Raw genomic sequence first — 26354 nt, forward strand, 5'->3', positions numbered from 1 at the left:
GCGGCGGCGCCGGGGATGGTGTGGCAGGGCGGGCATGGGTGGCCGCAGTGGAGGATGGGGGCGGTGGTTCGGGGGCAGACCGGTGGGTGGGGTGGGTCGGTGTGGTTCGTGCCGTCGGTGTTGCAGGGGTGGGGGCTGGTTGGCGCGATCGTTGTGGTGTGCGGGGTCTGGCAGTTGTTGCGGGCGGAGCGATTTCGGGCCTACCGATTTCTGGGGGTTGCGTTTCTTCTGGTGGTGGCGGCTTTCGCGATCGGGGGCGGGCGGACCGGATACGGGGCCGGGGCTTATCCGATGGTGATCGCGGCTGGGTGTGTGGCGTTGACGACGATGCGTGGGCGCTGGCTGCGGATTGCCGCGGGGCCGGTCGTCGTGGTGTCGGTGGTGGCGGCCGTGGTGTACACGACGCCGTGGCGTGCGGCGTCCGAGTTCTCGCCCGCCGCCAATCGCGCTGCCGCGCTCGGGCCTTCGGTCTACAGCGAAGGTGGCTGGGCGGAACTCACAGCAGCGACAGTGAGCGCTTACCGCATGCTGCCTGCCACACAGCGCGGTGATGCCGTTGTCGTGACGCAGTGGTATGTGCAGGCGGCGGCGCTCGATCATGACCGGGAGGCGGCGGGACTGCCGGCGGTGTTCAGTCCGAATCGTGGGTTCGGGTATTTCGGTACGCCGCCCGATACCGCTCGTACGGTGGTGTACGTCGGCAGCGACGAGCAACAGCTGAGTCGCTGGTTCGCGAGCGTTTCCCCGGTAGGCCGAATGGACTATCGGCTCGGGATTCCCGGGATAACTCGAGACGTCACCCTGTGGGCGTGCACCGGACCGAGGCAGGACTGGTCCGCGCAATGGCCGCGCATGCGGAATTTGTGAGCGATTCGATCGTGAACTGGCGCAACACAGTTCGACGTGTCAGCTGATCGGTGTCGCGGAGTCGCCGGAGAGCAGGTTCTGGGTGTGCTGAGCGAAGTTCCAGCCCTTGTCGTTTCGCGTGAACAGGTACACGAGGTCGAAGCGTTCGCCCGGCCAGGAGGACGGCGGTGTCGGTGTCACCTGGCCTAGGTGGGCGATGATCGACCCGATGTTCTCGTGCTGCCAGGAGATGAGCACCGGACCGGGCGCACCGGCCAAGGCGGCCACCAATTCTGCCTCCTGGCCCTTCGAGAATCGGGTGTCAACCGTCGAGCCCAGTGCTGCCGCGAGCGGTGTCACCGTCTGCTCGGGACGCTTGCTGCCGTGCGCGCCCGCATTCGACGCGAAGATGGTCGCGGGCCGCGCGAGGCCGGGGCGAAGCGCTGCGGGGGAGCCGTCGCCGTTGCGGGGATCGAAGAGGCCGATGAGAGCCCCGGCGCGCGTCCAGCCGCGAGTGGTCAGCGATTCCTCGTCGCGGTCGCCGTCCGCGGTCAGGCCGTAGGGCTTGCCCGATCCGTCCGGCTTCTCCGCGTGCCGGATGATCATGATCAGGTTCGGTGGGGTGCCCGTCGAGGCGGGCGGCGACACCGGCGCGGTCACCGGCTTGTCGTGCTTCTTCCCGCCGCAGGCCGACAGTGCCGCGCCTGCCGCGAGCGCGGATGTCGCACCGAACAATGCCCGACGCCCCAGTTGTGCATCCATGGTTCCCGAACCTACCCAACCGGGTAGTCGGCAAGCTCGCGGCCAGCGACGCCCAGCACCCCGTCAGTGGTCGGCGTAAGGGTATTCCGCGAGGATCCGGTCGATCTGGCTGAGCGTCCGGCTACCCCACTCGGCATCGACAGCGTCGACCAGCCGATGCCATTCGGGGAACCAGATGCGCCGGGCGTCCATGCCCGCGGGCCGCGGTTGGTACTGGTGGACGGTGTCCAGCGCGATCTGGCGGGCCAGGTGCTCGACGATCCAAAACGACAGCTCCTCCGGCGAGGCGGCGGATTTGTCCATTACCGGGTGGTCGCGCTCCCACGCCTCGAAGCTGAGCCGTTCGGGCGTGACCCGGAAGAAGGGTTCGGCGAAGTCCAGGAAGCCCTGGTCGCCGGCGATCATGGGCGGGATGTGGGCGGCGGGGCAGGGCGCGACCCGGTGGAGGCGGTCGACCCACCGCGCGACGGCCAGCTGGACTAGCTCGGGGTCGAAAGTCACCGCACCAGTGTGCCTGAAATTGATCTTGGCTCCTATGCCCGGGGTCCTGTTCGCGCAGTTCAGACGCCCCGGAACGCCTTGTCGCCGACCCGGTCCGGATCGGTGATGTGGGAGAGGAACAACCGCGCAGTCGGCGTCGGGGTCCGCGTGGTGACCACATGCCAGGGCCGATTGAGCGGCGTCCCCTCGACCGTCAGCACCTCGAGTTTGCCCGCCTCGAGATCCACCGCGACCGCGTCGGAGTGAATCAGCGTGATGCCCAGCCCTTCCCGTGCGGCCGCCAACGCCGCCCCGTGCGTGCCGAGAGTCAGTGTGGGAGGCCGGATCTGGAGCCGATCGAACAGGGCCAGAGTGGTGTCGCGAGTCCCGGATCCCTTGCCGCGCAACAGCCACGTCGCTTCGCACGGGTCCGGCCACCGTGCCGGCGCACCCACCACGACCAGCTGACACGGCCGCCGCGCCCGGGTCGCCAGCCCGGTGTCGTGCGGCGGCCGCCCGGCGACCACGAGATCGGTTTCGTGATGGGTCAATTCGAGAAACAGCACATCCCGCGGCTGGATCGACAGCCCCAATTCGATGGCGGGAAACCGGGTGTGGAACGAGGCCAGCAGCCGCAACAGCACGTACTCCCCGGCTGTCGCCACCACGCCGATGCGCAGCCGCCCGGTCTCGGCCTCCCGCACCGCCGCGTGCGCCTCCTTCATCAGGCCCAGGATGCTGCGGCAGTAGTCCGCGTACACGCGCCCGGCCTCGGTGAGCGCGATACCGCGCCCGGATTTGGTGACGAGTTTCGCGCCGAGTTGTTTCTCGATGTGTGCCACGGCCGCCGAGGCCGCCGCCTCGGTGATGTGCAACTGCGCGGCGGCACGGCGAATGCTGGAGTGCTTGGCAACGGCGAGAAAGGTTTCCATGCGCACCGCGCTCACCGTACCCATACTCCACGGTAGCAAACCCGACGAAAAGGTTGAGCGAGAACAGAAACAATCGAATTGTTTGTCGTTAACGGCCCCGTCATCCTGGGAATCGCAAGTAGCTCACCCCGGTTCGCAGGAGGAAAGATGGCGGGATCCGACGATGATCAGCGCGGCCGGTGGGATCCGGGTGTGCAGTCCTACGCGTCGATGGGATACTACGCCCCCGACTATCAGCCCAAGGACACCGATGTGCTGGCGGTTTTCCGGGTGACCCCGCAGCGCGGCGTGGACCCGATCGAGGCGTCGGCGGCCGTGGCCGGCGAATCCTCCACCGCGACATGGACGGTCGTGTGGACCGACCGGCTCACCGCGCACAACCGCTACCAGGGCAAGTGCTATCGCGTCGACGAGGTGCCGGGCCGTCCCGGCGAGTACTTCGCCTACGTCGCCTACGATCTCGACCTGTTCGAGGAGGGCTCGATCACCAATCTCACCTCCTCGGTGATCGGCAATGTCTTCGGCTTCAAACCATTGCAGGCATTACGCCTGGAGGACATGAGGATTCCCGTCGCATATGTCAAGACCTTTCAGGGTCCCGCGCACGGAATCGTTATGGAACGCGAATACCTGAACAAATACGGCCGCCCGCTGCTGGGCGCGACCGTGAAACCGAAATTGGGGCTTTCCGCACGCAACTACGGCCGCGTGGTGTACGAGGCCTGCAAGGGCGGCCTCGATTTCACCAAGGACGACGAGAACATCAACTCGCAGCCGTTCATGCGCTGGCGTGATCGTTTCCTGTTCGCCATGGAGGGCGTGAACCGCGCGATTGCCGAAACCGGTGAATTGAAGGGCCATTACCTCAATGTCACCGCCGCCGACATGGAGGACATGTACGAGCGCGCCGAGTTCGCCAAGTCGCTGGGCAGCGTCATCATCATGATGGACCTGACGGTCGGCTACACCGCCATGCAGTCCATGGCCAAGTGGGCACGCCGCAATGGCATGTTGCTGCACCTGCACCGGGCCGGGCATTCCACCTTCACCCGGCAGAAGACGCACGGCGTGAGTTTCCGGGTGCTGGCCAAGTGGTGCCGGCTGATCGGCGTCGATCACGTGCACGCCGGCACCGTGGTCGGCAAGCTGGAAGGCGACCCGCACACCGTGCGCGGTTTCTACGACACGTTGCGCGACAACCACATTCCGATGAATCCCGCCAACGGCATCTTCTTCGACCAGGATTGGGCCAGCCTGCCCGGCGTCATGCCGGTGGCCTCCGGCGGTATTCACGCCGGCCAGATGCACCAGCTGCTGGACCTTTTCGGCGACGATGTGATCCTGCAATTCGGCGGCGGCACCATCGGCCATCCGATGGGCATCGCCGCGGGCGCGGAAGCCAACCGGGTCGCCCTCGAGGCAGTCGTCAAGGCGCGCAACGAAGGTCGCGATCTGCTCAAGGAGGGCCCGGACGTGCTGCGCCGCGCCGCCGAGATCTGCCGCCCGCTCGATGTCGCGCTCGCGACCTGGGGTGACGTCACCTTCGACTACACCTCCACCGACGCCCCCGACGCCGTCCCGACGGCCACGCGCTGACCACCCGTCCTGCCCGAAGACAGGGAACACCTATGCATCTGCGCCACGGCACCTTCGCGCACCTGCCGGAACTCGACGACACCGAGATCGCTGCCCAGGTCCGCTACGCCCTGCTGAACAATTGGCCGGTCTCGATCGAATACACCGACGACCCGCACCCGCGCAACAACTACTGGGAGATGTGGGGCATCCCGCTGTTCGATCTGGACGAGCCCGACGGGGTGCTCGCCGAGATCAACGCCTGCCGGGCCACGTTCCCGCGCCACTACATTCGCGTCAACGCCTACGACGCCTCCTACGGCCGCCAGACCACGGCGCTGAGCTTCCTGGTCCAGCGCCCGCCGCACGAACCGGGCTTCCGGCTCGAGCGCACCGAGTCCGACGATCGCCGCCAGCACTACGGCTTCCACGCCTACGCCCTCGACGAGCAGCCGGGCCAAAGGTATGGCGGCTGAACGCCTTTCGGAAGGGGACGCTATCGTGAGCGCGGAACACCCCGCGGTACCGGGCGGTCGGCAACCTGCTGCCGGCCGCCCGGCGGGCGGGTTCCAGATGCATCGGCCCGGGGCCACGAGCCCCGCGTCGATGCGCGGTACGGCCGTCGATGTTCCTCCCCGACCGGAGGATTCGGCGGCCGACCACCTGCACCGCCCCGCCTCCGGCGCACCGGAGATGCTGGCCGACGACGCCCTGCTGGATCTGTCGACCGATATCGCGGGCAAGGACGTCGAGGACACGCTGACGCGCCTGGACGCCGAATTGGTCGGGCTGGCGAATGTCAAACGCCGCGTGCGCGAGATCGCGGCGCTGCTGGTCATCGACCGCGCCCGGCAGCGCTTCGGGCTCCAGGCTACCCGCCCGACCATGCACATGAGCTTCACCGGCGGCCCCGGCACCGGCAAGACCACGGTGGCGCTGCGCATGGCCGAGATGCTGCACGCGCTCGGCTACATTCGAAAACCCAAGGTGCACGTGGTGACTCGCGACGACCTGGTCGGCCAGTTCATCGGGCACACCGCGCCCAAGACCAAGGAGGCCCTCGCCAAGGCCGCCGGGGGAGTGCTGTTCATCGACGAGGCCTACTACCTGTTTCGTCCCGAGAACGAGCGGGACTACGGCCAGGAGGTCATCGAAATCCTGTTGCAGGAGATGGAGAACGAGCGCACCAGCCTCGTGGTCATCTTCGCCGGCTACCCCGATCGCATGGAGACGTTCTTCTCCGCCAACCCGGGCCTGTCCTCCCGCGTCGCCCACCACATCGAATTCCCCGACTACACCCACGACGAACTCATGGCCATCGCCGAACTCATGGTGCGCCAGGAGAACTTCCGCTTCGATCCCGCTGCCGCCCAAGCCTTCTCGCGCTATCTGGAGCTGCGCATGGCCCGGCCTCGCTTCGCCAACGCCCGCAGTGTGCGCAATGCCCTCGAACGCTGCCGGCTGCGCCAGGCCAAACGGCTGGTGGAGCTGCACCGCCCGGTGGGCCGCACCGATCTGATCACCCTGACGGACAGCGATGTCCTCGGCAGCAGTGTGTTCGCGGACGCCCCCGCAGACTCGACGAGCCCTGCCGACTCGAACGGGTCCGCCGGCGAGGGGGCATCTCCATGACGAAATGAGAGCGATCGTGCCCGAAGGACTGAAGACCCTCACCCGCTACACCATCGAGTCCGAGCATCGTCAGCCCGGCGCGTCCGGCGAGTTCTCGGCGCTGCTCAACGTGCTCGCCACCGCCACCAAAATCATTGCCAACCAAGTCACCCGGGGCGCCATCGTCGGCTCCCTGGGTGCCACCGATGCCGCGAACCTGCCGGTCACCGTGCATCGCCGGATGGACGCCATCGCCAACGACATCATGGTGGCCGAGAGCCAGTGGACGGGTCCGCTCTCGGCGCTGGTGTCCGAGCAGATGCGCGACTGCCATCCGGTGCCCAGCGAATACCGGCGCGGCAAGTATCTGCTCGCCTTCGATCCGCTCGACGGTTCCAGCAATATCGACGTGAACCTGCCCGTCGGAACGATTTTCAGTGTGCTGCGCGCACCCGAGGACGGGCGCGAGGCGACCGGCGCGGACTTCCTGCAGCCGGGCGTGCAGCAGGTGTGCGCGGGCTTCACCCTCTACGGGCCGGCGACCATGCTGGTGCTGACCACCGGCAGCGGGGTCGACGGGTTCACCCTCGACCGGGAGGTGGGCGCGTTCGTGCTCACCCACCCGCGCATGCGCATCCCCGAGGACACCGCCGGATTCGCCATCAACGCCGCCAACGAACGGTTCTGGGAACGCCCGGTGCGCCGCTACGTCCACGAATGCCTGCAAGGCGGCGACGGTCCGCGCGGGCGCGATTTCAATATGCGCTGGGTCGCCTCGCTGGTGGCCGACACCTTCCACATCCTCACCCGCGGCGGGCTCTACATGTACCCGCGTGACACCCGCAATCCCGAACGGCCGGGCCGGGTTTCGCTGCTCTACGGCGCGAACCCGATCGCCTTCATCGTGGAGCAGGCCGGCGGTGCGGCCAGCACCGGGCACGAGCGGGTCCTGGACGTGCGGCCCGAGGAGCTGCACCAGCGGATTCCGTTCATCTTCGGATCCCGCAACGAGGTCGAGCGGATCGAGCGCTATCACCGCGAACCGGACGAGGGGCCCAGCTTCGACGCCTCGCTGTTCGGTTCGCGGTCGCTGTTCCGCGCGTCGCGCCACTGAACACCGAGGAGGGTGCCATGTCGGTCAAACATCCCGTGGTCGCGATCACCGGCTCGTCCGGTGCGGGCACGACCAGCGTCACGCGAACCTTCCAGGAGATCTTCCGCCGCGAAGGCATCAACGCGGCCATCGTGGAAGGGGATTCGTTCCATCGCTACGACCGCAACGAGATGAAATTGGCCATGGCCGAGGCCGAGCAGCAGCGCAATCTGACCTTCTCGCATTTCGGGCCGGAGGCGAATCTGCTCAGCGAGCTGGAAACCCTGTTCCGTGACTACGGGGAGTCCGGGGTCGGCGCGGTGCGGCGGTATCTGCACGATGACGACGAGGCCAAACCCTTCGGGCAGCCCACGGGCACCTTCACCCCCTGGGAGGAGCTCGCGCCCGGCAGCGATCTGCTGTTCTACGAGGGCCTGCACGGGGCGGCGGTGTGCGAGGACATCGACGTGTCGCGGTACGCGGATCTGCTGGTGGGCGTGGTGCCGATCATCAATCTGGAGTGGATTCAGAAGGTGCATCGCGACCGGACCGAACGCGGGTATTCCGACGAGGCGATCCTCGACACCATCCTGCGGCGCATGCCCGATTACGTGAAGCACATCTGCCCGCAGTTCTCGCGCACCTACGTGAACTTCCAGCGGGTGCCGACGGTCGACACCTCGAATCCGTTCACCGCGCGCACGATTCCGACCGCGGACGAGAGTTTCGTGGTGATCCGTTTCGCCGATCCGAAGGTGATCGACTTCCCGTATCTGCTGTCGATGCTGCACGATTCGTTCATGTCGCGGCCCAACAGCATCGTGGTGCCGGGCGGCAAGATGGCGCTGGCCATGCAGTTGATCTTCACGCCGCTGATCCTGCGGCTGATGGACAAAAGACCCAAACGGCTGCGCTGAGATCGGTTGGCGCGCAAAGGAAACGGCGGCCGCCCGGGTGGGCGGCCGCCGTCGCGGTGGTACCGGGTCAGACGCCGGTCGAGAGATGGCGCGCGGTGCTCTTGACCTGGAAGGCCGAGATCACCTCGAAGATGCCGATCGCGATGAGCCAGCAGCCCACCACCACGACCAGCGCGGTGATGGAACGGAACGGCTCCACGATCAGCAGGCCGCCGCCGACGATGAGCAGGATGCCGAACAGGATCTGCCAGCCCCGGCCCGGAATCGCCGCATCCGACATCGCCGCCACCAGCACCGCGGTGCCGCGGAAGATCCAGGTGATGCCGATCCACAGCGCCAGCAGCCCGATGGCCTGGAATTCGTTGCGGAAGCAGAAGAATCCCAGAATGAACGACAGGATCGCGGTGATGAACGACAGCACTCGCATCCAGGTGCTGATGTGCAGGCCGAACGCCGCGATCAATTGGAAGACACCGGAGACGAGCAGGTAGATGCCGAACAGGACACCGGCGACGACCAGGGTGGGTCCGGGCCACACCAGCACCAGGATGCCCAGCACCACCGAGAGAAGGCCGGTGACCAGGATCGACTGCCACGCACTACGGGCCAGCGCATGAACCGGCCCTTCGTAAACTCCCTCTTTGCTGGTTGTCATGTTCAGCAGAATATGACCAGTTCGAGGCATTTGCGATCAATTAGCCAAGTGTTGCGCGGCTGTGACTCAGCACTCGTTCCCGCCAACCTCACTCCTCGCCGGCCCCGAGCCGCACGTTTCGCCGCACCCAGCGAATATCGGCCCGCCAGGTGTATCCGGCCACCAGCAGTGAGCCGACGAACGCGGCGTTCAGCATGGAGGGGCCGTTGACGAACAGCGACACCACGCCGCCGATGACCGCGCCCATCGCGAACGAAACATATTGCACCGCATAGCCGAGCCAGTCGCGCACACCGCCGCCGCCGGCGATGTGGCGCTCCACGCCCTGGGCGAATTTCACCAGGGTGCCGGTCACGTAGGTGACCGGGACCGACACCTCGCCGTTCTTCACGAACGAGGTGTTGATCGCGCCCATGCCGAAGGCCACGAACAGGATCGGCAGCAGGCCGATACTGCGCTCACCCAGCAGGTAGTCGGTCACCGCGGCGACGAACAGGGCGGCGGTGGTGAGCATGGTCGCGCCGTGCGGGTGGTTGTTCCACCAGAAGCGCCGGCAGATCGAGGCCACGAAAACGCCCGCGAGGAAGCAGACGATGATCGCCGCGGCGCCGAAGGCGAGGGTGTGGTCGCCGGCGAAGTGGCCGAGGATCCCGCGTTCGGTATTGCCGGTCATGAAGGTCACGAAGTAGCCCTCGGAATGGGCGTACGCGGCCGCGCCGATGAATCCCGCCAGCACGGAGAGCACCGCGGACAGCCGCATCTCGAGGTCCCAGAAGGGGTCTTGGATCCGATTGCCGGTCGCAGTCACAGCAACAGGCTAGCAATTCGAAACACGGTGTCCGGGAGGTGAAAAGATCGCGCGGCTGACGGCGCGGCCGCGGTGCGGTACAGTTCATATGTTAACCGGAATTCACAGCCGGTCCGTGCAGTGGGAACTAGGAGAAGTCATGACCTCCGCCGTCATCGTCGACGCCGTCCGCACCCCCTCGGGAAAAGGGAAAACCGGTGGCGGACTGTCGGAAGTGCATCCGGCCACGCTGCTGTCGGGGGTGCTGGGCAGCCTACTCGAGCGCACCGGCATCGACCCCGCGCTGGTGGACGATGTGATCGGCGGTTGCGTCACGCAAAGCGGTGAGCAGGCGTTCAATATCTCGCGCACCGCGGTGCTGGCGGCCGGATTTCCCGAGTCCGTGCCCGCGACGACGGTCGATCGGCAGTGTGGATCGTCACAGCAGGCCGCGCACTTCGCCGCCCAGGGCGTGATCGCCGGCGCCTACGACATCGCCATCGCCTGCGGCGTGGAGTCGATGTCACGGGTGCCCATGTTCTCCAACGCGCAGGGCCAGGACGCCAACCGCGGGCCGATCGCCCACCGCTACCCGAACGGGCTTGTCCAGCAGGGCATCGCGGCCGAGGTGATCAGCGCCCGCTGGAAGTTCGATCGGGCCGCGCTGGACGACTTCGCGGCACGGTCGCACCAATCCGCCGCGGCCACCGCGGCTTCGGGCGGGTTCGACAACGAAATCGTGCCCGCGGGCAGGCTCACCGCCGACGAGACCATTCGCGCGAACACCACCGTGGAAGGGCTGGCCGGGCTGAAGCCCGCCTTCGTCGACGCCGAATTCAAGGCGCGGTTCCCGGAAATCGACTGGTCCATCACACCCGGCAACTCCTCGCCGCTGACCGACGGCGCGTCGGCGGCGCTGATCATGAGTGAGGAGAAGGCGGCTCAGCTGGGGCTGAAAGCGCGCGCCCGATTCCACAACTTCGCGGTCGTCGGCGACGATCCGCTGCTCATGCTCACCGCGGTCGTCCCCGCGACCCGCAAGGTCCTCGCTCGCGCCGGGCTGAGCATTGACGATATCGACGTATACGAGGTCAACGAGGCGTTCGCGCCGGTTCCGCTGGTGTGGGCGCACGAAATCGGTGCGGACCCGGCCAAGTTGAACCCGCGCGGCGGTGCGATCGCGCTCGGGCACCCGCTCGGCGCGTCCGGCACGCGGATTCTCACCACCATGCTCAACCACCTCGAGCAGACCGGCGGCCGCTACGGGCTGATGACCATGTGCGAGGCCGGCGGTCTGGCCAACGCCACCATCATCGAACGGCTCTGAGGCACGGCCGGATTCCGGTACGGGGAGCGCGCGGGAATCCGGCAGCGTGCGGCGGCTCTAGGCTGAAGTCGGTCGTATCGGCGGCAGTGGACGGGTGGAGGCGTCGTGAAGGTTTCCTGGGATCAGGTGTTCGGCTGGCGGGTGCGGCGGCAGTTCGTGGATCCACGGTCGGACGGCGATGCCGTGGCGGTGGTGCGGCGGCTGTGCGGGGTGCAGGCGCAGGTGACCTCGGCGGCGGAAACCGCTGTCGCGCTGCGGCGTTCGCAGGGAACGCCGGGCGCGGTGGTGGCGGCGCTGGGGGAGGGCACGCTGGTGAAGACGTGGGCGATGCGCGGGACGCTGCACGCGCTCACCCCGGAGTTGGGTGCGGCGGCGTTGTCGCTCATGGCTTCGGCGCGAACGTGGGAGAAGCCGGCGTGGACCAAGGTTTCCGGCGCGACGCCCGAGGATGTCGCCGCGCTGGTGAAGGCGGTCGGGGCGATCCTCGACCGCCGGGTGCTCACCCGCGACGAACTCGTGGGTGAGCTGATCGCCGAACCCCGTTTCCAGCCGCTGGAGACGCATCTGCGCTCGGGCTGGGGTTCGATGCTCAAGCCGCTGGCCTGGCAGGGGGCGCTGTGTCACGGACCGAGTCGCGGGACTTCGATCACCTTCGGCAATCCCGCACATCTGATTCCCGGCTGGACCGGCATCCCGGATCCGGAGGTGGCCGCGCCGTTGGTGATCCGCGCCTACCTGGGCGCGTACGGCCCGGCGACCCCGGAGATCTTCAACAACTGGCTCACTCGCAACTTCTTGAGCAAAACGATTGTGCGGAAATGGTTTTCCCAGCTGGGGGACGAGCTGACGGAAATCGAGGTGGAAGGCCGCAAGGGGTTCTTCCTCACCGAGCACCTCGAGGAACTGGCGGCGACCGAGCCCACCTCGGCCGTCCATCTGCTCGGTCAGTTCGATCAGTACGTGCTGGGCCCCGGTACTGGGGACAGTGTTCTGCTGCCCGCCGACCATCGTGCGAAGGTCAGCCGGACCGCCGGCTGGATTTCGCCATTGGTACTGATCGGCGGCCGGATCGCCGGGACCTGGGAACTCGACAAGACGACGCTGGTGGTCTCCATGTTCGACGGCGCACCGGTGCCGAGCGCCGCGATCCGCGCCGAGCTACCCCGGCTCGCGACGGCCACCGGTCTACCGATCGAATCGGTCAGGGCCGCACCCACACCCACCAGCCGCTCTCCTCGACGGTGACCGCGATCCGCTGCCCTCCCACCCGGACCTGGCCGGGACCAGGGCGGTCGCCGCGACCGTAGGCGTAGCGAAGACCATCCCAATCCTCGCCGTAGCCCACGCTGCAGACGGCGTCGTGTCCCGCGGGGACGAGGGAACCGCCTGCGCCGCTGCTCATTCCGGGGAGCCAGCGGCCGTCGTGGTCACGGAAAAGCTCGTCGATATCGACTTCGACGCCATCGCCATTGGTGTCCACGAGCGCGAACGCATGCTGGCCATTGCCCGCGATGGCCAGCACGCGTGCGTAACGCGCACTCCAGCCGCCGACCGCGACGACCGTCTCCGCGCTCGGACCCGCCGGCAATTCCTTGGGATCAACCATGTATCCGCCCCCGATTCCTGTGCAGGAGAATATTTTCCGTCCGCCCCCGCATCCTCCGCAGTGTAAGTCTCTCGGGGTGGATTCTCAGGGACGATCTCCGGGGTTGTCCGGATGCCCGGGACCGGCGCGCCTCCATACCGTCGAGATATGCGAATCGGGTGGAGTGCGGCGGTGGTGGTGCTGGTCGCGGCGGCGGGCTGTGGGAGCGTGGCCACGACGGCTCCGCAGCCGGTGTCGACCACTCCGATGGCGGTGTCGCCGCAGCGAATCGAGAAGATCCGCGCCGATATCGACGCGCTCGTACGGTCGGGCAGCCCGGGAGCGATCGCGACGGTGACCGAGCACGGGCAGACCGTGACACTGACCGCCGGGGTCGGCGATCGCGGCAGCGGGGCGCCGATTCCGATGGCGCCGCCACAGCAGGTGCGGGTCGGCAGCATTTCGAAAACCTTTGCGGCAGCGCTCCTCATGCAACTGGTGTCGGAAGGGAAGCTGCGGCTGGACGAGCCTGTCGATACCTATCTGCCGGGACTACTGACCGGCGACGGGGTGGATGGTCGCGCAATCACGGTGCGCCAGATTTTGCAGCATCGCAGCGGCCTGCCGGAGCTCTCGGACGATCCAGAGGTGGACGTGGTGCGGGCGGTCGCCGCGGGCCGCACCTTCACCCCGGCGCAGGAGATCGCGATCGCGCTGCGCAAACCCGCGCAATTCGCGCCGGGGGAGAAGTTCAAATACACGAATACCAACTTCATCGTCGCGGGCATGCTGGTCGAGAAGGTCACGGGCAGGGCGTATTCCGAGGAGCTGAACGGCCGCATCCTCACCCCGACTCAACTCCCCGACACCTATCTGCCGGGACCGGGCGAGGTCGATTTCCGCGGCCCGCACCCACACGGGTACGCGACGGTCGACGGGACGCTGACCGACGTCACCCGCTCCGAGCCGTCCGTCGCGTGGTCCGCCGGCGGAATGATCGCGAGCGGAAACGATCTCAACCGCTTCTTCCTGGCCTTGCTAGCCGGCAAGATCGTCCCCGACGCCCAACTGCGCGAAATGCTCGCAACCCAGCCCGCGTGGCCGAACAACCCGATGAAATACGGCCTCGGCATCGGCTCCACCGACCTACCCTGCGGCGCACAGTTCTACGGCCACGAAGGCGAGATCGCCGGCTACATCACGCTCTCCGGCGCGACCCACGACGGCCGCGCCGTCACCCTCACCCTCAACGCTTCCCTCGACAACCAACCAGACTGGACCAACATCCTCTCAGACGCCTTGTGCCCGTGACCCGATCGCGGGATGCGGGATTCCAGAGGGCGCAGAGTTCGCGTTCGGTCGTGCGCGAGACCGTGGAGCGGCAAGAGTTGAGTAATGGGGATGGAGGGGCCGATATCTGGAAGTCGGGCAATACGAGCAGGGTTGGTCACTCGATGGGAGCTCAGCCAACGTTTCCGGCGGGTCTATCCAGGGGTGTATGTGCGGAAGGGCGTTGTGCTCGATCTGCGGGGAAGGATGGCGGCGGCAGCATGCTGGGGCGGCGATCAGGCGGTGCTGGTGGGATTTTCGGCGCTCGCCTTGCACTGGGTGGGCTGGTTCGCGGAGGAACCCGCCGAGATCGTCGCACCCGGTACCACACGGGCTCCGAACGGAATTGTGGCGCGGCAATACGATCTGCTGCCCGATGAGGTCTGGGAGGTCGGGCGTCTGCGAGTCTTCTCCGCAGCGCGCACCGGGTACGACCTCGCGAGGGGTGTGGAATTCGAAAAAGCTGTAGTAGCAGTGGATGCCCTCTGTCACGCGACCCGGCTGGACCCGGCGGCCATTGTCGATCGTTGCGCGGAGCATCCCGGAGCGAGAGGAATCCGCGCGCTGCAGAAGGTGATCAGCTATGTCGATGCGGGTGCGGAGTCACCGCAGGAGACGCGAACGCGCCTCTTGCTGATGCGTGCAGGCTTCCCTCGCCCGACAACACAGATTCCTGTCTATCGGCCCGATGGCCGGTTCGTCGCAAGGCTGGATATGGGCTGGCCGCAATGGAAGGTCGCAGTGGAATACGACGGCGCCCAGCACTGGACCGACCGCAGCCAATACACAAAAGACATCGACCGCCACGCCGACCTCCACACCCTGGGCTGGACCCTCATCCGAGCAGCCGCCCCCACCTCAACACCCGCGCCCTCCCCTTCCTCACCCGAGTAGCCGCCGCCCTCCACGCTGCCGGCGCACCCACCCCCAGTGAGAATGCAATGCGGCTGGCAAACGCCGAGAGAGGGCCTGCGTCAGTGCATTCTCGGTGGGCTAGCGGGGGTGGAGGTGGGTGGCGAGGGTGAGGAGGTCGGGGAGGTGGGGGGCGTCGGTGGCGGCGTGGTGGCGGGCTTCGGGGAGGGGGAAAGTACGGACTTCCAGGATGTGTTCGGCGTCGTCGGGATTGGTGGGCTCTCCGGTGAGGGTGACGTCTGCTGTGCACCAGAGCCAGGCTTTGGGCGGGTGGGGCTGCCAGGGGCGGTAGGGGGTGGGGTGGTCGGTGGTCGCGTAGTGGGCGCCGAAAGGGTGGAGGGGGCCTGCTAGTTCGGCGCCGGCCTCTTCGGCGAGTTCGCGGATCACGCAGGATTCGATGGATTCGTGGGCTTCGCGGGTGCCGCCGGGGAGGATCCAGATGTCACGGGTGTCGCGGCACAGGACGATGCGGTCACCGACGAAGCAGACGACGTGAATGTTGGTGACCAGCTCGTCGGGTGGGAGGTCGGTGGAGAACTGGACACCGAGACCGCCCCATTCCCAGCGGGCCGGGGCGTAGAGGAGGGGGAAGCGGTCGGCGAGCGTCATGGAGCCGACGGTACTGGGAGGATGCGAAAGCTGTGTCGTGCGAACGGAGAACGACCCGGCCCGCGCCTTAGAACTCGTTTCAGTATTGTGCTCGCATGGCCTTCGTCATCGACAGAACCGTGGAGATCGACGCGCCCGCCGAGCTGGTCTGGCAGGTGCTCACCGATGTGGACAGGTATGGGGAATGGAATCCCTTCTGCCTGGAGTGCAAGACCACCCTCGAACCGGGGTCGCCGATCGATATGAAGGTGCGGCTCGTCGGGCCGAAACCCAAGCGGCAGCGCGAATTCATCCGCACGCATACGCCGGGTACGGAATTCAGCTACAGCATGAAGCCGGTGCCGTTGGGTCTGCTCAGCAGCGAGCGCTCGCACACGGTGACTTCGCTCGAGGGCGGACGCACCCGCTATGTCTCGCATTTCCAGCTCCAGGGTGCGCTCGCCCCGGTGGTCTCCGGCCTGCTGGGCAAGGCGCTGACCACCGGGTTCGAGGGCATGACGAATGCGGTCAAGACTCGCGCCGAGGCCCTGAAGTCCGTGCGCGACTGACGATCACGCCTCGAACGGCATGACATTCCCCGCGGCGTCGCGGCCACCGCTTTCGCTTTCGATGGCGGTGGCCAACTCCTCCACGCTGGTCCAGCTGCGTGGTTGCTCGTCGTCCAGATTATCGATCGTGTACCAGGTGGCGGTGCCGCGATAGCGCACCAGCCCGTGACCCGAAGGGTCGAGCGTCACTTCGAGATCCCCGGAAACCGTTCCCTCTTCCCGGGTCATGACGGCTGCCTCGCTGCGGATTTCGACGATGGCGACTATGTGAAGCCTCCCTTGGTGATGCAGTCCTGCACCGCGGTGCGTAATGCGGTCTGCTCCTTGGTATCGACGTTCAATCCGTACTTTACTTTCACCTGGATGTAGTGCCCGATATAGGCGCACCGGAAATTCCCGGGTGGGAGATAGCTCGACGGATCCTGGTCGCCTTTGGAGCGATTCGCGGTGGGATCGGAGATCACCAGGTTCAAGGCGTCATTGGCGATATTGCGCCGGGTGTCGTCGTCCCATTTCGACGCGCCCGATCGCCACGCCTCGGCCAGCGCGACGATGTGGTCGATGTCCAGGCCCGACGAATCGGTGGTCCACTTGTAGGGCTTGAGGGCATTGGTCTTCTTGTCCATCACCCCGTACTGGTCGCGCCACCCGGCGTCTTTGCCAAGATTGAATTTGCACGAGGCCGGGTCGAGTTTCGCCGGTCCGGTGGCGTCGCGCAGCAGCACCACGGTGCGGGTGTCGCAGCGACTGTAGGGGGCGAAGGTGTCGCCGAATCCATGGTCGGGTTTGTTGGTGTCCCAATGCGGGAAGCGGTCGCGCGAATAGCCGGTCATCGGAAGTTCGTCGGCGACCTTCAGTTTCGCGAGCAGCGCGGTGATCTCGCTGGCCGAACCCGCCGGCTGGGCCGGGCCGGACGGCGGGGGCGGCCCGCTCGAATCCGGTTCGGTAGTGCCCCCGTGTCTTTCGAGGACGACCGCCACCACGGCCAGGGCGATCACGAACAGCAACGACAGCGCCGCTTTCAGCGCGCGGCGCAGCGCGGGGGACGAGCGTAGCTTCTGCAACATATCCCGCAAACCTTGGCAATCGGCGACCCGAAACGGCAAGCCACACGCCGCATTTGGAGACGGGTGTCACACGACACCCCGGCCGGACGCCGGCGAGTCGGCGGTGTCGCGCTAGATCTGATGCAGCCAGGCTCTGAAGAACACCACGCCTGCCGCGGACAGCACGACCGCCACCGGGATCGGCCACCACGACCCCTCGCGACCCAGCAACCGTTGAGCGAGACGCTGTTCGAGCACACCGAAACCGGCGATCAGCAGGATCCACAGCGGAAACGGCAGCGCGCCACCGGCGAAATGCACCGCCCACGCTCCCGCCAATGTCGGCCCGCCCCAGGAATGTTGGTAATCACCCGCCGCGACCAGCGGGTAGAAGATGCCGCGCACCGCGGCCATCACCATCAGGAACGCGGCGAACCAGGCGAGTAGCCCGGACGCCGCCGCGAGCACGGTGTGGACCAGCGACCGCCACGGGCTCGGCTCCCGCAGTGAGAAAGGCGTCCGGAACACCCGCCTTAGTACGCGCGCCCGAACTCCGGTGGGCGCGAAGGCGACCGGCACCGAGAGCAGCGCGTAGTAGGCGGTCCGCAGCACGCGCTCGACCTTCCCCATGCCCTCCACGGTAACGCCGGGCGGGCGTGCGAACCGATATCTCGCGTCCACGCGCCGCACGGGACGCCTACAGCGCGGCGCGCCGGGCAACGTCTGCCCGGCGCGCCGCGTGAACCACATTCACTCGGACGGCCTTGCCGCCCAGCGGGATCAGCCGTTGTTGAGCTTGTTGAGTCGCTCGCACGACTCCAGGTACTCGGCGATGAGCCGCTGCACCACGTCGGCGGAGCGTTCCATCTTGTTCATCATGCCCACGACCTGGCCGACCGGGTTGAAGTTCACGTCCTTGGCCTGTTCGGGATAGCGGTGCCCGCGCTTGACGCCGTCGAGGGCGACCATCATCTGCAGCGGCATGCCCAGCGGCTTCGGGTTTTCCGGCGCCTCCCACGCCTCGGTCCAGTCGTTCTTGAGCATGCGGCAGGGCTTACCGGTCCACGAGCGCGAGCGCACGGTGTCGGAACTGGTGGCGTCGATGTAGGTCTGCATCTGCGCGGGCGGCACATTGGCCTCCTCGACGGTCAGCCACAGCGAACCGGTCCAGGCGCCCGCCGCGCCCATGGCCAGCGCGGCCGCCACCTGACGGCCGTTGCCGATGCCGCCGGCCGCGAGCGCCGGCATATCGCCGATGGCGTCGACGACCTGCGGCCACAGCACCACCGAGGCGATCTCGCCACAGTGCCCGCCGCCCTCGGTGCCCTGCATGACCACGAAGTCCAGCCCGGCCCGCTTGTGGTTGAGCGCGTGCTTGACCGATCCGCAGAGCGCGCCGATGAGGCGGCCGGAGTCCTGGATCTGCTTGATCACATCGTCGGGCGGGGTGCCCAGCGCGTTGGCGACCAGCTTCGCCTTGGGGTGCTTGAGGATCACCTCGATCTGCGGGGCGACCGTGGTGGCGGTCCAGCCCAGCAGCTGGTTGTGCTTCTCCTCCGGCGGCAGATGCGGCACACCGTGGTCGTTGAGAATCTTCTCGGCGAAGTCGCGGTGGCCCTGCGGAACCAGTTTGGCCAGTTGGGCTTCCAGCTCCTCCGGGGTCAGGCCCTCGACGCCCTTGCCCTCGTACTTGGAGGGGATGACCAGGTCCACGCCGTAGACGCCCTGGACGTGCTCGTCGAGCCACTGCAGCTCCACCTCGAGCTGGTCCGCGGTGAACCCGACCGCGCCGAGCACGCCGAGACCGCCCGCATTACTGACCGCGGCGGCCACGTCCCGGCAATGGGTGAAGGCGAAGATGGGCACGTCGATGCCGAGGCGATCACAGATCTCGGTACGCATTGGTGGTGGGCTCCTCTGAACTTTCCGGCACTGGAAGCGTTGTGCCACCAACACTAGAACATGTTCTACATTGTGACCAGACTGTGTATGATTACCGGCGAGTACACCATCGGCACATGTTCCAGTTTCCGGAGCTCGGATCAGCCTGCGAGCAGGCCGTCGGCCGCCAGATCGTCGAAGAGCAACTGATCGACCGGGGGTACGTGCGGCCGATCGGCGTAGCCGAACCAGGCGATCTCCTCGATCTCGCTGCTGACCGTGAGCGTGCCGGAATATTCGGCGGTGTAGCAGGCCATGCGCACGAGCGCGTCGGGGATCGGCGCCTCGTAGGTGCCGACGTGGGCGACGGTGTCGGGCGCGAGTTCGACCGTCAGCTCCTCGCGGATCTCACGTGTCAGGGTTTGCAGATCCGTTTCCGCGCCTTCGCGTTTGCCGCCTGGAATGTAGAAGACGTCCTTGCCGCGCGGGCGGGCGCACAGGATCAGGCCGTGCTCGATTCGCACCCAGGCCACCGTGTCGATCAGTCGCTGTTGCCGCTCGGTCCGCATCCGCGCAGCCTAGCGGGCGTCAGTCGGCGGGCTCCCAGGCGGCGACGAGGGCGAGCAGGCCGGGGAAGCGGGTTTCGAGATCGTCGATGCGGACTTGGCTGCGGCGTTCCAGGCCGTATTGACGCTGGCGGGTGACTCCGGCTTCGCGTAGCGCCTTGAAGTGGTGTGTCAGTGAGGATTTCGGGCGATCGATGCCGAACCAGCCGCACGGGTGATCGTAGGACTCGGAGTCCAGCAGCAGCTTTCGCACGATGAAGATCCGCAGCGGGTCGCTGAGTGCGCCCATGACGGTTTCCAGGCGCAGCTCGTCGATGCCGGGTTCGGGCAGCGGGTCCGGGACGGCCGGGGGTTCCGGCGGTAGCGCGAACGTCGAGCGCACCTGGGATGGCATCGCGGAACTCCTCACGATCGGCTCTTGTACGACTTTCATCGTACAGCATGCTATGTTCGACTTCATTCGTACTAGTACGAGTTTTTTCGAACAAGACCGGAGGTAGTGGAAGTGGTTGCGACACAATCCCGTCCAGCGGGCACGGCCGACTCGACGGGGCCCGGGGCCCCGCGCTGGTGGATCTGGCTGGCGGCGTGGCCGTTGACGGCGATCTTCGTGCTCTCGAATGCCGCGACACCGCTGTATGTGCTGTGGCTGCGGGATTTCGGATTCTCGAAGGGGACGATGACCATCGTCTTCGCGTTCTACATCGTCGGGCTGCTCGGATCACTGCTGGTTTCCGGCCTCGCCTCGGATCGGCTGGGCCGCAAGGCAGTGCTGCTCCCGGCGGTGGCCTTGGCCGGGGTGGCGTGCTTGATCTTCGCGACCGCACCGAACGTGATCGCGCTGATGATCGCCCGGCTGCTGACCGGCATCGCCGTGGGCGCGGCGGTGTCGGCGGGCATGGCCGCGGTCACCGATGTGGCCGGACCCGCGCGCAAACACCTCGGCGCGCTGTTGGCCTCCACCGCGATGGTGTTGGGGGCGGGCGTCGGGCCGCTGCTGGCCGGCGTGCTGTCCGAGATGGCTCCGGCTCCGACCGTCACCGTATTCCTGGTCGAGATGGTTTTGCTGGCAACGGCTTTCCTCACGGTGATGCGCATGCCAGTGCGCCGGCCGGTCGGCCGCGGCACCGGATCCTGGGTCCGCGTACCTCGCGTCCCCGGCGAGAACCGCCACCAACTCTTCCTCGGCATCGCGGTCTTCGCCCCCGGCATCACCGCCACCTCTTTCGTGCTCTCCCTCGGCCCCGCATTGCTGTCCGGTCTGCTCGACACCACCAGCCGAATCGTCGCCGGCGCCATGGCCTTCGCCATGTTCACCACCGCCACCGCAGTCCAGTTCGCTGCCCGCGCCCTGCCACGCGCGGTGACCATGACGATCTCCGCCGCCGCGACCGCCTCCTCGATGCTCGCGCTCGCGACCGCGGTTCACACCCACTCACCGACCCTGCTCATCACCGCGGCCCTACTCGCCGGAGCAGGCCAGGGCCTAGGCCAGCTCGGCGGCCTATCCCTCCTCAACTCCGCCATCCCGACGTCCCGCCTCGCGGAAGCCAACGCCGCCTTCAACATCGGCGGCTACCTCCCCGCCGGCCTGCTCCCGGTCAGCACCGGCTACCTCAGCGACTCCCTCGGCCTGTCCACCGCCACAACAACTTTCAGCCTAACCCTGCTGACGCTATCTCTCCTCGCCGGTACGGCAATATTCCGCAACCGCCGCCCCCTGGACGCGCCCCGCCCCTAGCAATTCTTGCTCGACTTACGCAGCAGGCCGGCGCTCCTCGATCATCCATCCAATCGATCGAACGGGACAACCGCGGAGAAAGGGCTTTCGAGCAGAAGCGCGCCCTCGTGAGTGTCGGCGAGGCGATAAATTCGCGCCGCCCAGTCCAGCCGGTATTCCTGAATCATCTTGACGTACAAGTTCGAATCCAGGTGGACGATGAGGTAGACGGGGATCCCCTCGTACGCGTACTCCGCCAGTTTGTCGACGGTATCGGTGTAGCCCGAACCCGGTGAGACGACTTCGACGACCAACAACGCTTCGGCTGTCGTGAGTTTGGTTCCTCGGTCGATACAGCGATAGATCGTGACGTCGGGACGACGGAAGGAAAAGGCGCCAGCGCTGCACTTTTGCCAGGCGAAGCGCACGTCGACGCCGGTCGAGATTCGTACACCGGGGTCAGCGGGCTTGGCCAGTTCGAGCTGGTTCGCCAATCGCCGCGCGATGTCGCTGTATTCCGCGCTGCCGATCTGGTGGCGAATGATGTTCCCGTCGACGACCTCGATCAGCTTTCGGAGGGCATCGGGAAGGTCGTTGTATTGCTCTTCGGTGAGTTCCAGCGAATTGGTGTCGGTGGACCAGGCGGGGAGTTCGGTCATCGGTTTCCCTTTGGGGGGATGGCTTGGGCGATGAGGAGGGTGACGGCTCGGTGGATTCGGGGGGTGTCGGCGGTGATCCACCAGTCTTGGATGAGGCCGCGCATGCCGGAGATGAGGAGGGTGGCGGCGGCTTCGGGGTCGGGGAGGGTGGGGTCGATGCGGGTGAGGGAGGCGGTCATGGCGGTGATGAGGACTTGGATGGCGTCGGTGGCGTAGGACTTGAAGGGGCTGTGGGGGACGGTGGCCGCGCCGAGGACCTGGAAGAGGACGGGGAGGCTGGGGGCGAAGCGGCCTTCGGTGTTGATGGCGAAGGAGGCGGAGAGGCGTTCGCGCAGGACTTCGGCGGAGTCGATGCCGGAGAACAGGGCGGGGATGTCGGGGCGCTGGGTTTCCAAGGCGGCCACCAGCATTGCCTCCTTGGTGCCGAAGTAGTGGATCAGCATGCGGGAGCTGGTGCCCAGGTATTCGGCCAGCGGGCGCAGCGACAGTTCGGCCAGGCCGCGTTCGGCGATGTAGGCGATGACGCCTTCGAGGAGTTGGGCGCGGCGGGCGTGGTCGAGTGGTCGGGGCACGGGTTGACTGTAGCGGGTGCTACAGGTATCCATGTCGGCATGGGTGTAACAACTGGTACAGAAACTCGGCCGGACGTGGTGGTCACGGCGATGGCCGCGACCACCTGTCTGGGGGCCGATCTGGAATCGACCTGGACGGGGCTGCTGGCGGGAGAGAGCGGAATCGGCGCGCTGACAGATGATTTCGTGACCGAGCACGACCTGCCGGTGCGGATCGGGGGTCGGTTGGTGGCGCAGCCGGGGGAGCAGCTCACCCGGATCGAGCAGCGGCGCATGTCGTTCGTGCAGCAGTTGGCGCTGGTGCTGGCACGGCAGGTCTGGCAGGAAGCCGGGACGCCACAGGTCGAGGCCGAGCGCCTCGCGGTGGCGGTCGGCACCGGCCTGGGCGGCGGGGAGTCGCTGGTGCACGCGGTCGACGCCATGCGCGCCGGCGGCTACCGCAAGGTGCCGCCGATGACCGTTCCCATGGTCATGCCCAACGGTTCCGCAGCCACCGTCGGATTGGAGATCGGCGCGAAAGGCGGCGTGTACGCACCGGTTTCGGCCTGCGCCTCGGGCGCGGAGGCGATCGCGCACGGCTGGCGGCTGATCGCCACCGGCGAGGCCGATGTCGTGGTCGCCGGCGGCGTCGAGGGGCGTATCGACGCGGTCCCGATCGCGAGTTTCGCCATGATGCGCGCGATGAGCACCCGCAACGACGAACCTCAGCGCGCCTCACGGCCTTTCGACAAGGACCGCGACGGCTTCGTGTTCGGTGAGGCGGGTGCGCTGCTGGTGCTGGAATCGGAGACGCACGCGCGGGCGCGCGGGGCGCGCATCCTCGGGCGCGTGCTGGGGGCGGGCATCACCTCCGACGGCTACCACATCACCGGCACTGCACCCGACGGCGACGGCGCGGCCCGAGCCATGCGCAAGGCCCTCGCCACGGCCGGGCTGACCGGCGCCGACATCGCTCACGTCAATGCCCACGCGACCGGCACCCCGGTCGGCGACGCCTCCGAGGCCAAGGCGATCATGGCGGTCACCCCGAGAGCCTCGGTGTACGCGCCCAAGTCGGCGCTGGGTCATTCCATCGGCGCGGTCGGCGCGCTGGAGGCGATGCTCACGCTGCGGACGCTCGGCGAGCAAATCGTCCCGCCCACACTGAATTTCGAGGCCACCGACCCCGGCGTGGAGCTGGACGTCGTGGCCGACAAGCCGCGCTACCAGGACCTGCGCTACGCGCTGAGCAACTCCTTCGGCTTCGGGGGCCACAACGTGACCCTCGCCCTGGGCCGGGCCTGAAGACACCTGACCGAAAACCGTTGCCGCGCAGCCGTTCAGGGCAGCTTGTCGGTCTGCACGCGCGGATCCAGCTTGCGCAGGGTGTCGGGCCGGTCGGTCAGGCACGGCCAATCCCGGCTCACCGCTTCGAGAGTCGCGTGCCCGGCGGGGATCAGGGCGTCGGCGTCGGGCCGGTCGGCGAGGGTGTCGCCCAGATGATCGCTGGCTGGCCGGTCGAGCGGCTGAATAACGGTGTTGGGCAGATCCAGCAGCACCGAGAGGATGTCGAGGCGGCCCGGGGGAATCAGCGCACGCGCCGCGGCCAGGGCGGTGGCGGGAACGACGATGGTGTGCCCGGCGTCCGCGGTGGCCCACACCACCGATTGCACATAGGCCACCCGATGCGCCCAGGCGGTGAGTGCGGCCGTGTCGAAGACGACGCCGCCCAGCGTCGGGGCGGCGGGGCTCATGCCGCGCCGGCGCGGTCGCCGGGATCCTCCTCGTCGGATAAGGGCGGCAAACCCTGAACGGCTCGAGCGCGATTGATCAGATCCAGCGGCGGCCGGCCGCCCAGCGCGTTCTCGAGACGGGCCAGGGATTCGGCGCGGTCGACACGGGCCTTGACGGATTCGGCGACGAAACTCGAGATCGAGGCGATGCGACCGGAACTGCGCCAATCGTCGAGCGTGGCGGCGATGTCCTCGGGCATCGTCACGGTGATCTTTCTGGTACGACGCTGTCTCGCCATACCGCGAGGGTAATGCGGTATGCGCCCCGGACGCGAGCTGACAACGCCGACAGCCGCATTACCGGTTGTGCGGGCATCCCGCGCGAAAACCACGCATTCGGATTGCATTGATCCGAAACCTGCCGGTCAGGCGTCGATCCGGGTTCGATACGGTGGAGTGTGCCCACGGCCGTGGGTGCAGTCGCAATTCTTCAGTCAAGAGGACAGAACTAGATGGACCAGAGTTCGATCGCGTGGGCCGACGGTGCGCTCGTCACCATCGACCAGCGGGCGCTGCCGCACGAACTGCGGGAGCTTCGGATCACGACGGTCGACGAGGTCATCGAAGCCATCAAGACCCTGGCCGTGCGCGGCGCCCCGGCGATCGGCGTGTGCGGGGCGTTCGGTGTGGTCGTCGCGGCGCGCGCCGCGACGATCGACGGAGTGGTCGACACCGCGCGCGTGGAGGCCGAGGCCGCCCGCATCGCCGACGCCCGCCCGACCGCGGTGAATCTGGCGTGGGGCGTGCGCCGCACGCTGGCCCGGTTACCCGAGGGCGTGGCGGCCATGGAGGCCGAGGCGCTGGAATTGCTGGCCGAGGACGGCCGCGTGAATCTGGCCGCCGCCACCGAGGCTGCCGATCTGATTCAGCGGCTGTGCGGCGACCGGCCGCTGCGATTGCTCACCCACTGCAATACCGGCCGTCTCGCGACCACCGCGTGGGGCACCGCCGTTGGCGCGCTGCGCGTGCTGCACGGGCGTGGCGCGCTGGCCGAGGTGATCGTGGACGAGACCCGCCCGCTGCTGCAGGGCGCGCGCCTGACCGCGTGGGAGATGGCGGAAGCCGGTATCCCGCACCGGCTCACCATCGATTCGGCCGCGGCCTGGGCGATGGCCACCGAACAGGTCGACGCCGTGGTGGTCGGGGCGGACCGGATCACCGCCGACGGGGCCGTGGCCAACAAGATCGGCACCTACATGCTGGCGATCGCCGCACGCCACCATGGGATTCCGTTCATCGTGGTGGCCCCGGAGTCGACGCGTGACATCTCCACCGCGCGTGGTTCGGACATCGTGGTGGAGCAGCGCGCGGCCGCCGAGGTCACCGGATTCGGCGGCGTCGCAACGGCTCCCGAGGGCACCGCGACCTTCAACCCGGCCTTCGACGTCACCCCCGGCGAGCTGGTCACCGCCGTGGTCACCGAATACGGCGTGCTCGAGGACCCGAGCATCGCCCGCGGCGGCGCCGCCCACCCCGAGCCCGCCGCCGTGACCCAGCCGAGGACCGCTGCCGAGCCCGGCACCGCGGGCGCGCAGATCGCCGCGATCGCGCGCGGCCTGTACGCCGGCGGCTGGATGCCGGGCACCGCGGGCAATATCTCGGTGCGCCAAGGCGATACGGCCGTCATCACCGCCAGCGGCCTGCCCAAGGGCGAGCTGTCGGCCACCGACATGGTCACCGTCGCGGTCGTCGACTCCAAGCCCGTCGACGGCACCGGGCGCAAGCCCTCGGCCGAGACCACCATCCACACCGCCGTCTACCGCGTCCGGGGCGCGGACGCCGTGGTGCACGTGCATCCGCCGCACGCCACGGCGGTGTCCATCCAGACCGCCGGAAACGGGGTCACCACAGCACGTTTCGCGGGCTACGAGCTGATCAAGGGCCTCGGTTCGGCCCGCCCGGACGTCATCGACATCCCTGTGTTCCCCAATCACGCCGACGTCCCGCGAATCGGCGCGGATATCGAGAAGTACCTGACCGAGCATCCAGACGCCCCGCCCGTGCTGCTCATCGCCGGGCACGGCATCACCGCGTGGGGCGACACCCTCGCCCAGGCCCGCGATCGCGCCGAATGCCTCGAGGCCATGTGCGAACTGACCACCTTGACCGGCCGCCGTGAGATCTCGGTCGGCCAGGACGTTTGAAGAAATACAGTGTTCCGGAGAAAGGA

Annotated in this window: 31 protein-coding genes; 14 read left to right on the plus strand and 17 right to left on the minus strand. The window is 67.5% G+C overall.

Features of this window, described 5'->3' with window-relative positions:
* The first annotated feature begins 99 nt into the window (after positions 1 to 99).
* Positions 100 to 867: a hypothetical protein gene (locus tag D7D52_RS39410; protein WP_246024112.1), complete on the plus strand. Its 768-nt coding sequence runs from the start codon at positions 100 to 102 to the stop codon at positions 865 to 867.
* Between the two features lie 39 nt (positions 868 to 906).
* Here D7D52_RS39410 and D7D52_RS24335 read toward each other — a convergent pair whose 3' ends face one another.
* The 3 genes from D7D52_RS24335 to D7D52_RS24345 form a co-directional block, all read right to left on the minus strand.
* On the minus strand, positions 907 to 1608 hold the full coding sequence (locus D7D52_RS24335; RefSeq protein WP_162958511.1) for a histidine phosphatase family protein: 702 nt from the start codon (positions 1606 to 1608) through the stop codon (positions 907 to 909).
* Positions 1609 to 1671: 63 nt separating this feature from the next.
* A complete protein-coding gene (locus D7D52_RS24340) occupies positions 1672 to 2109 on the minus strand; it encodes an Imm63 family immunity protein (protein WP_120739936.1) in 438 nt (145 codons plus the stop codon).
* A gap of 59 nt (positions 2110 to 2168) precedes the next feature.
* Positions 2169 to 3044 carry a LysR family transcriptional regulator gene (locus D7D52_RS24345; RefSeq protein WP_246023261.1) on the minus strand — a complete coding sequence of 292 codons (876 nt, stop codon included), beginning with the start codon at positions 3042 to 3044 and terminating at the stop codon, positions 2169 to 2171.
* Positions 3045 to 3167: 123 nt separating this feature from the next.
* Between D7D52_RS24345 and D7D52_RS24350 the strand changes: the two genes are divergently transcribed.
* From D7D52_RS24350 to D7D52_RS24370, 5 genes are read left to right on the plus strand one after another with little or no spacing between them, the layout of a single operon-like run.
* Positions 3168 to 4616, plus strand: a complete 1449-nt coding sequence (locus tag D7D52_RS24350) for a form I ribulose bisphosphate carboxylase large subunit (RefSeq protein WP_120739938.1) — start codon at positions 3168 to 3170, stop codon at positions 4614 to 4616.
* A gap of 32 nt (positions 4617 to 4648) precedes the next feature.
* Positions 4649 to 5071 (plus strand): ribulose bisphosphate carboxylase small subunit, encoded by a 423-nt coding sequence (locus tag D7D52_RS24355; RefSeq protein ID WP_120739940.1) that lies wholly within the window; start codon positions 4649 to 4651, stop codon positions 5069 to 5071.
* A 25-nt stretch (positions 5072 to 5096) separates the two neighbouring features.
* Complete coding sequence (locus D7D52_RS24360; RefSeq protein WP_246023262.1) at positions 5097 to 6227, plus strand: AAA family ATPase; 1131 nt, start codon at positions 5097 to 5099, stop codon at positions 6225 to 6227.
* Between the two features lie 16 nt (positions 6228 to 6243).
* On the plus strand, positions 6244 to 7320 hold the full coding sequence (locus tag D7D52_RS24365) for a class 1 fructose-bisphosphatase (RefSeq protein WP_222932667.1): 1077 nt from the start codon (positions 6244 to 6246) through the stop codon (positions 7318 to 7320).
* Positions 7321 to 7337: 17 nt separating this feature from the next.
* The gene (locus tag D7D52_RS24370) at positions 7338 to 8216 is read left to right on the plus strand and encodes a phosphoribulokinase (protein ID WP_120739947.1); all 879 of its coding nucleotides are present in this window, start codon (positions 7338 to 7340) and stop codon (positions 8214 to 8216) included.
* A 67-nt stretch (positions 8217 to 8283) separates the two neighbouring features.
* Here D7D52_RS24370 and D7D52_RS24375 read toward each other — a convergent pair whose 3' ends face one another.
* Both D7D52_RS24375 and D7D52_RS24380 read right to left on the minus strand, forming a co-directional pair.
* Entirely contained in the window at positions 8284 to 8871 is a 588-nt protein-coding gene (locus D7D52_RS24375; protein WP_120739949.1) for an HdeD family acid-resistance protein, read from the minus strand.
* An 88-nt stretch (positions 8872 to 8959) separates the two neighbouring features.
* Positions 8960 to 9631 carry a YoaK family protein gene (locus D7D52_RS24380; protein WP_120744426.1) on the minus strand — a complete coding sequence of 224 codons (672 nt, stop codon included), beginning with the start codon at positions 9629 to 9631 and terminating at the stop codon, positions 8960 to 8962.
* 187 nt (positions 9632 to 9818) lie between these two features.
* Here D7D52_RS24380 and D7D52_RS24385 point away from each other — a divergent pair, with 187 nt between their 5' ends.
* Both D7D52_RS24385 and D7D52_RS24390 read left to right on the plus strand, forming a co-directional pair.
* Positions 9819 to 10985: a thiolase family protein gene (locus D7D52_RS24385; RefSeq protein ID WP_120739951.1), complete on the plus strand. Its 1167-nt coding sequence runs from the start codon at positions 9819 to 9821 to the stop codon at positions 10983 to 10985.
* Positions 10986 to 11090: 105 nt separating this feature from the next.
* A complete protein-coding gene (locus tag D7D52_RS24390) occupies positions 11091 to 12230 on the plus strand; it encodes a winged helix DNA-binding domain-containing protein (RefSeq protein ID WP_120739953.1) in 1140 nt (379 codons plus the stop codon).
* Here D7D52_RS24390 and D7D52_RS24395 read toward each other — a convergent pair.
* Complete coding sequence (locus tag D7D52_RS24395) at positions 12187 to 12591, minus strand: hypothetical protein (protein ID WP_120739955.1); 405 nt, start codon at positions 12589 to 12591, stop codon at positions 12187 to 12189. The two genes, D7D52_RS24390 and D7D52_RS24395, sit on opposite strands and share 44 nt — an antisense overlap.
* A gap of 147 nt (positions 12592 to 12738) precedes the next feature.
* Here D7D52_RS24395 and D7D52_RS24400 point away from each other — a divergent pair, with 147 nt between their 5' ends.
* Together D7D52_RS24400 and D7D52_RS24405 are read left to right on the plus strand one after the other, a co-directional pair.
* Positions 12739 to 13881, plus strand: coding sequence for a serine hydrolase domain-containing protein (locus tag D7D52_RS24400; protein WP_120739957.1), 1143 nt, complete (start codon positions 12739 to 12741; stop codon positions 13879 to 13881).
* Positions 13882 to 14085: 204 nt separating this feature from the next.
* Positions 14086 to 14793 carry a hypothetical protein gene (locus D7D52_RS24405; protein WP_162958512.1) on the plus strand — a complete coding sequence of 236 codons (708 nt, stop codon included), beginning with the start codon at positions 14086 to 14088 and terminating at the stop codon, positions 14791 to 14793.
* 99 nt (positions 14794 to 14892) lie between these two features.
* Here the strand turns inward: D7D52_RS24405 and D7D52_RS24410 are convergent, their stop codons facing one another.
* Positions 14893 to 15420, minus strand: coding sequence for an NUDIX hydrolase (locus tag D7D52_RS24410; protein WP_120739961.1), 528 nt, complete (start codon positions 15418 to 15420; stop codon positions 14893 to 14895).
* Positions 15421 to 15515: 95 nt separating this feature from the next.
* Here D7D52_RS24410 and D7D52_RS24415 point away from each other — a divergent pair, with 95 nt between their 5' ends.
* Positions 15516 to 15968, plus strand: coding sequence for an SRPBCC domain-containing protein (locus tag D7D52_RS24415; protein ID WP_120739963.1), 453 nt, complete (start codon positions 15516 to 15518; stop codon positions 15966 to 15968).
* A gap of 3 nt (positions 15969 to 15971) precedes the next feature.
* Here D7D52_RS24415 and D7D52_RS24420 read toward each other — a convergent pair whose 3' ends face one another.
* The 6 genes from D7D52_RS24420 to D7D52_RS24445 form a co-directional block, all read right to left on the minus strand.
* Entirely contained in the window at positions 15972 to 16196 is a 225-nt protein-coding gene (locus D7D52_RS24420; RefSeq protein WP_120739965.1) for a hypothetical protein, read from the minus strand.
* A 35-nt stretch (positions 16197 to 16231) separates the two neighbouring features.
* A complete protein-coding gene (locus D7D52_RS24425) occupies positions 16232 to 17035 on the minus strand; it encodes an HNH endonuclease family protein (protein ID WP_120739967.1) in 804 nt (267 codons plus the stop codon).
* Positions 17036 to 17146: 111 nt separating this feature from the next.
* Positions 17147 to 17644: a sensor domain-containing protein gene (locus D7D52_RS24430; RefSeq protein ID WP_120739969.1), complete on the minus strand. Its 498-nt coding sequence runs from the start codon at positions 17642 to 17644 to the stop codon at positions 17147 to 17149.
* A 150-nt stretch (positions 17645 to 17794) separates the two neighbouring features.
* Positions 17795 to 18916 carry an NAD(P)H-dependent flavin oxidoreductase gene (locus D7D52_RS24435; RefSeq protein ID WP_120739971.1) on the minus strand — a complete coding sequence of 374 codons (1122 nt, stop codon included), beginning with the start codon at positions 18914 to 18916 and terminating at the stop codon, positions 17795 to 17797.
* A gap of 140 nt (positions 18917 to 19056) precedes the next feature.
* A complete protein-coding gene (locus D7D52_RS24440) occupies positions 19057 to 19464 on the minus strand; it encodes an NUDIX hydrolase (protein WP_120739973.1) in 408 nt (135 codons plus the stop codon).
* Between the two features lie 19 nt (positions 19465 to 19483).
* The gene (locus tag D7D52_RS24445) at positions 19484 to 19855 is read right to left on the minus strand and encodes an ArsR/SmtB family transcription factor (RefSeq protein WP_120739975.1); all 372 of its coding nucleotides are present in this window, start codon (positions 19853 to 19855) and stop codon (positions 19484 to 19486) included.
* 111 nt (positions 19856 to 19966) lie between these two features.
* Here D7D52_RS24445 and D7D52_RS24450 point away from each other — a divergent pair, with 111 nt between their 5' ends.
* Positions 19967 to 21202, plus strand: a complete 1236-nt coding sequence (locus D7D52_RS24450) for an MFS transporter (RefSeq protein ID WP_246023264.1) — start codon at positions 19967 to 19969, stop codon at positions 21200 to 21202.
* A 41-nt stretch (positions 21203 to 21243) separates the two neighbouring features.
* Here the strand turns inward: D7D52_RS24450 and D7D52_RS24455 are convergent, their stop codons facing one another.
* Both D7D52_RS24455 and D7D52_RS24460 read right to left on the minus strand, forming a co-directional pair.
* Positions 21244 to 21840 (minus strand): Uma2 family endonuclease, encoded by a 597-nt coding sequence (locus D7D52_RS24455; RefSeq protein WP_120739977.1) that lies wholly within the window; start codon positions 21838 to 21840, stop codon positions 21244 to 21246.
* Complete coding sequence (locus D7D52_RS24460) at positions 21837 to 22412, minus strand: TetR/AcrR family transcriptional regulator (protein WP_120739979.1); 576 nt, start codon at positions 22410 to 22412, stop codon at positions 21837 to 21839. The genes D7D52_RS24455 and D7D52_RS24460 overlap by 4 nt, the downstream gene beginning before the upstream one ends.
* Before the next feature lie 39 nt (positions 22413 to 22451).
* On the opposite strand from D7D52_RS24460, the gene D7D52_RS24465 reads away from it, so the two are divergent.
* Complete coding sequence (locus tag D7D52_RS24465) at positions 22452 to 23696, plus strand: KasA/KasB family beta-ketoacyl-ACP synthase (protein WP_120739981.1); 1245 nt, start codon at positions 22452 to 22454, stop codon at positions 23694 to 23696.
* Positions 23697 to 23731: 35 nt separating this feature from the next.
* On the opposite strand, the gene D7D52_RS24470 is transcribed toward D7D52_RS24465, so the two are convergent.
* On the minus strand, positions 23732 to 24145 hold the full coding sequence (locus D7D52_RS24470; RefSeq protein ID WP_120739983.1) for a hypothetical protein: 414 nt from the start codon (positions 24143 to 24145) through the stop codon (positions 23732 to 23734).
* Complete coding sequence (locus tag D7D52_RS24475; protein ID WP_162958513.1) at positions 24142 to 24423, minus strand: ribbon-helix-helix domain-containing protein; 282 nt, start codon at positions 24421 to 24423, stop codon at positions 24142 to 24144. Before D7D52_RS24475 ends, D7D52_RS24470 begins: the two co-directional genes overlap by 4 nt.
* Positions 24424 to 24636: 213 nt before the next feature.
* On the opposite strand from D7D52_RS24475, the gene mtnA reads away from it, so the two are divergent.
* Positions 24637 to 26328, plus strand: coding sequence for an S-methyl-5-thioribose-1-phosphate isomerase (gene mtnA, locus D7D52_RS24480; protein ID WP_120739987.1), 1692 nt, complete (start codon positions 24637 to 24639; stop codon positions 26326 to 26328).
* Positions 26329 to 26354 lie beyond the last annotated feature (26 nt).

This window comes from Nocardia yunnanensis (assembly GCF_003626895.1).
In the GTDB taxonomy this organism is placed as follows: domain Bacteria; phylum Actinomycetota; class Actinomycetes; order Mycobacteriales; family Mycobacteriaceae; genus Nocardia; species Nocardia yunnanensis.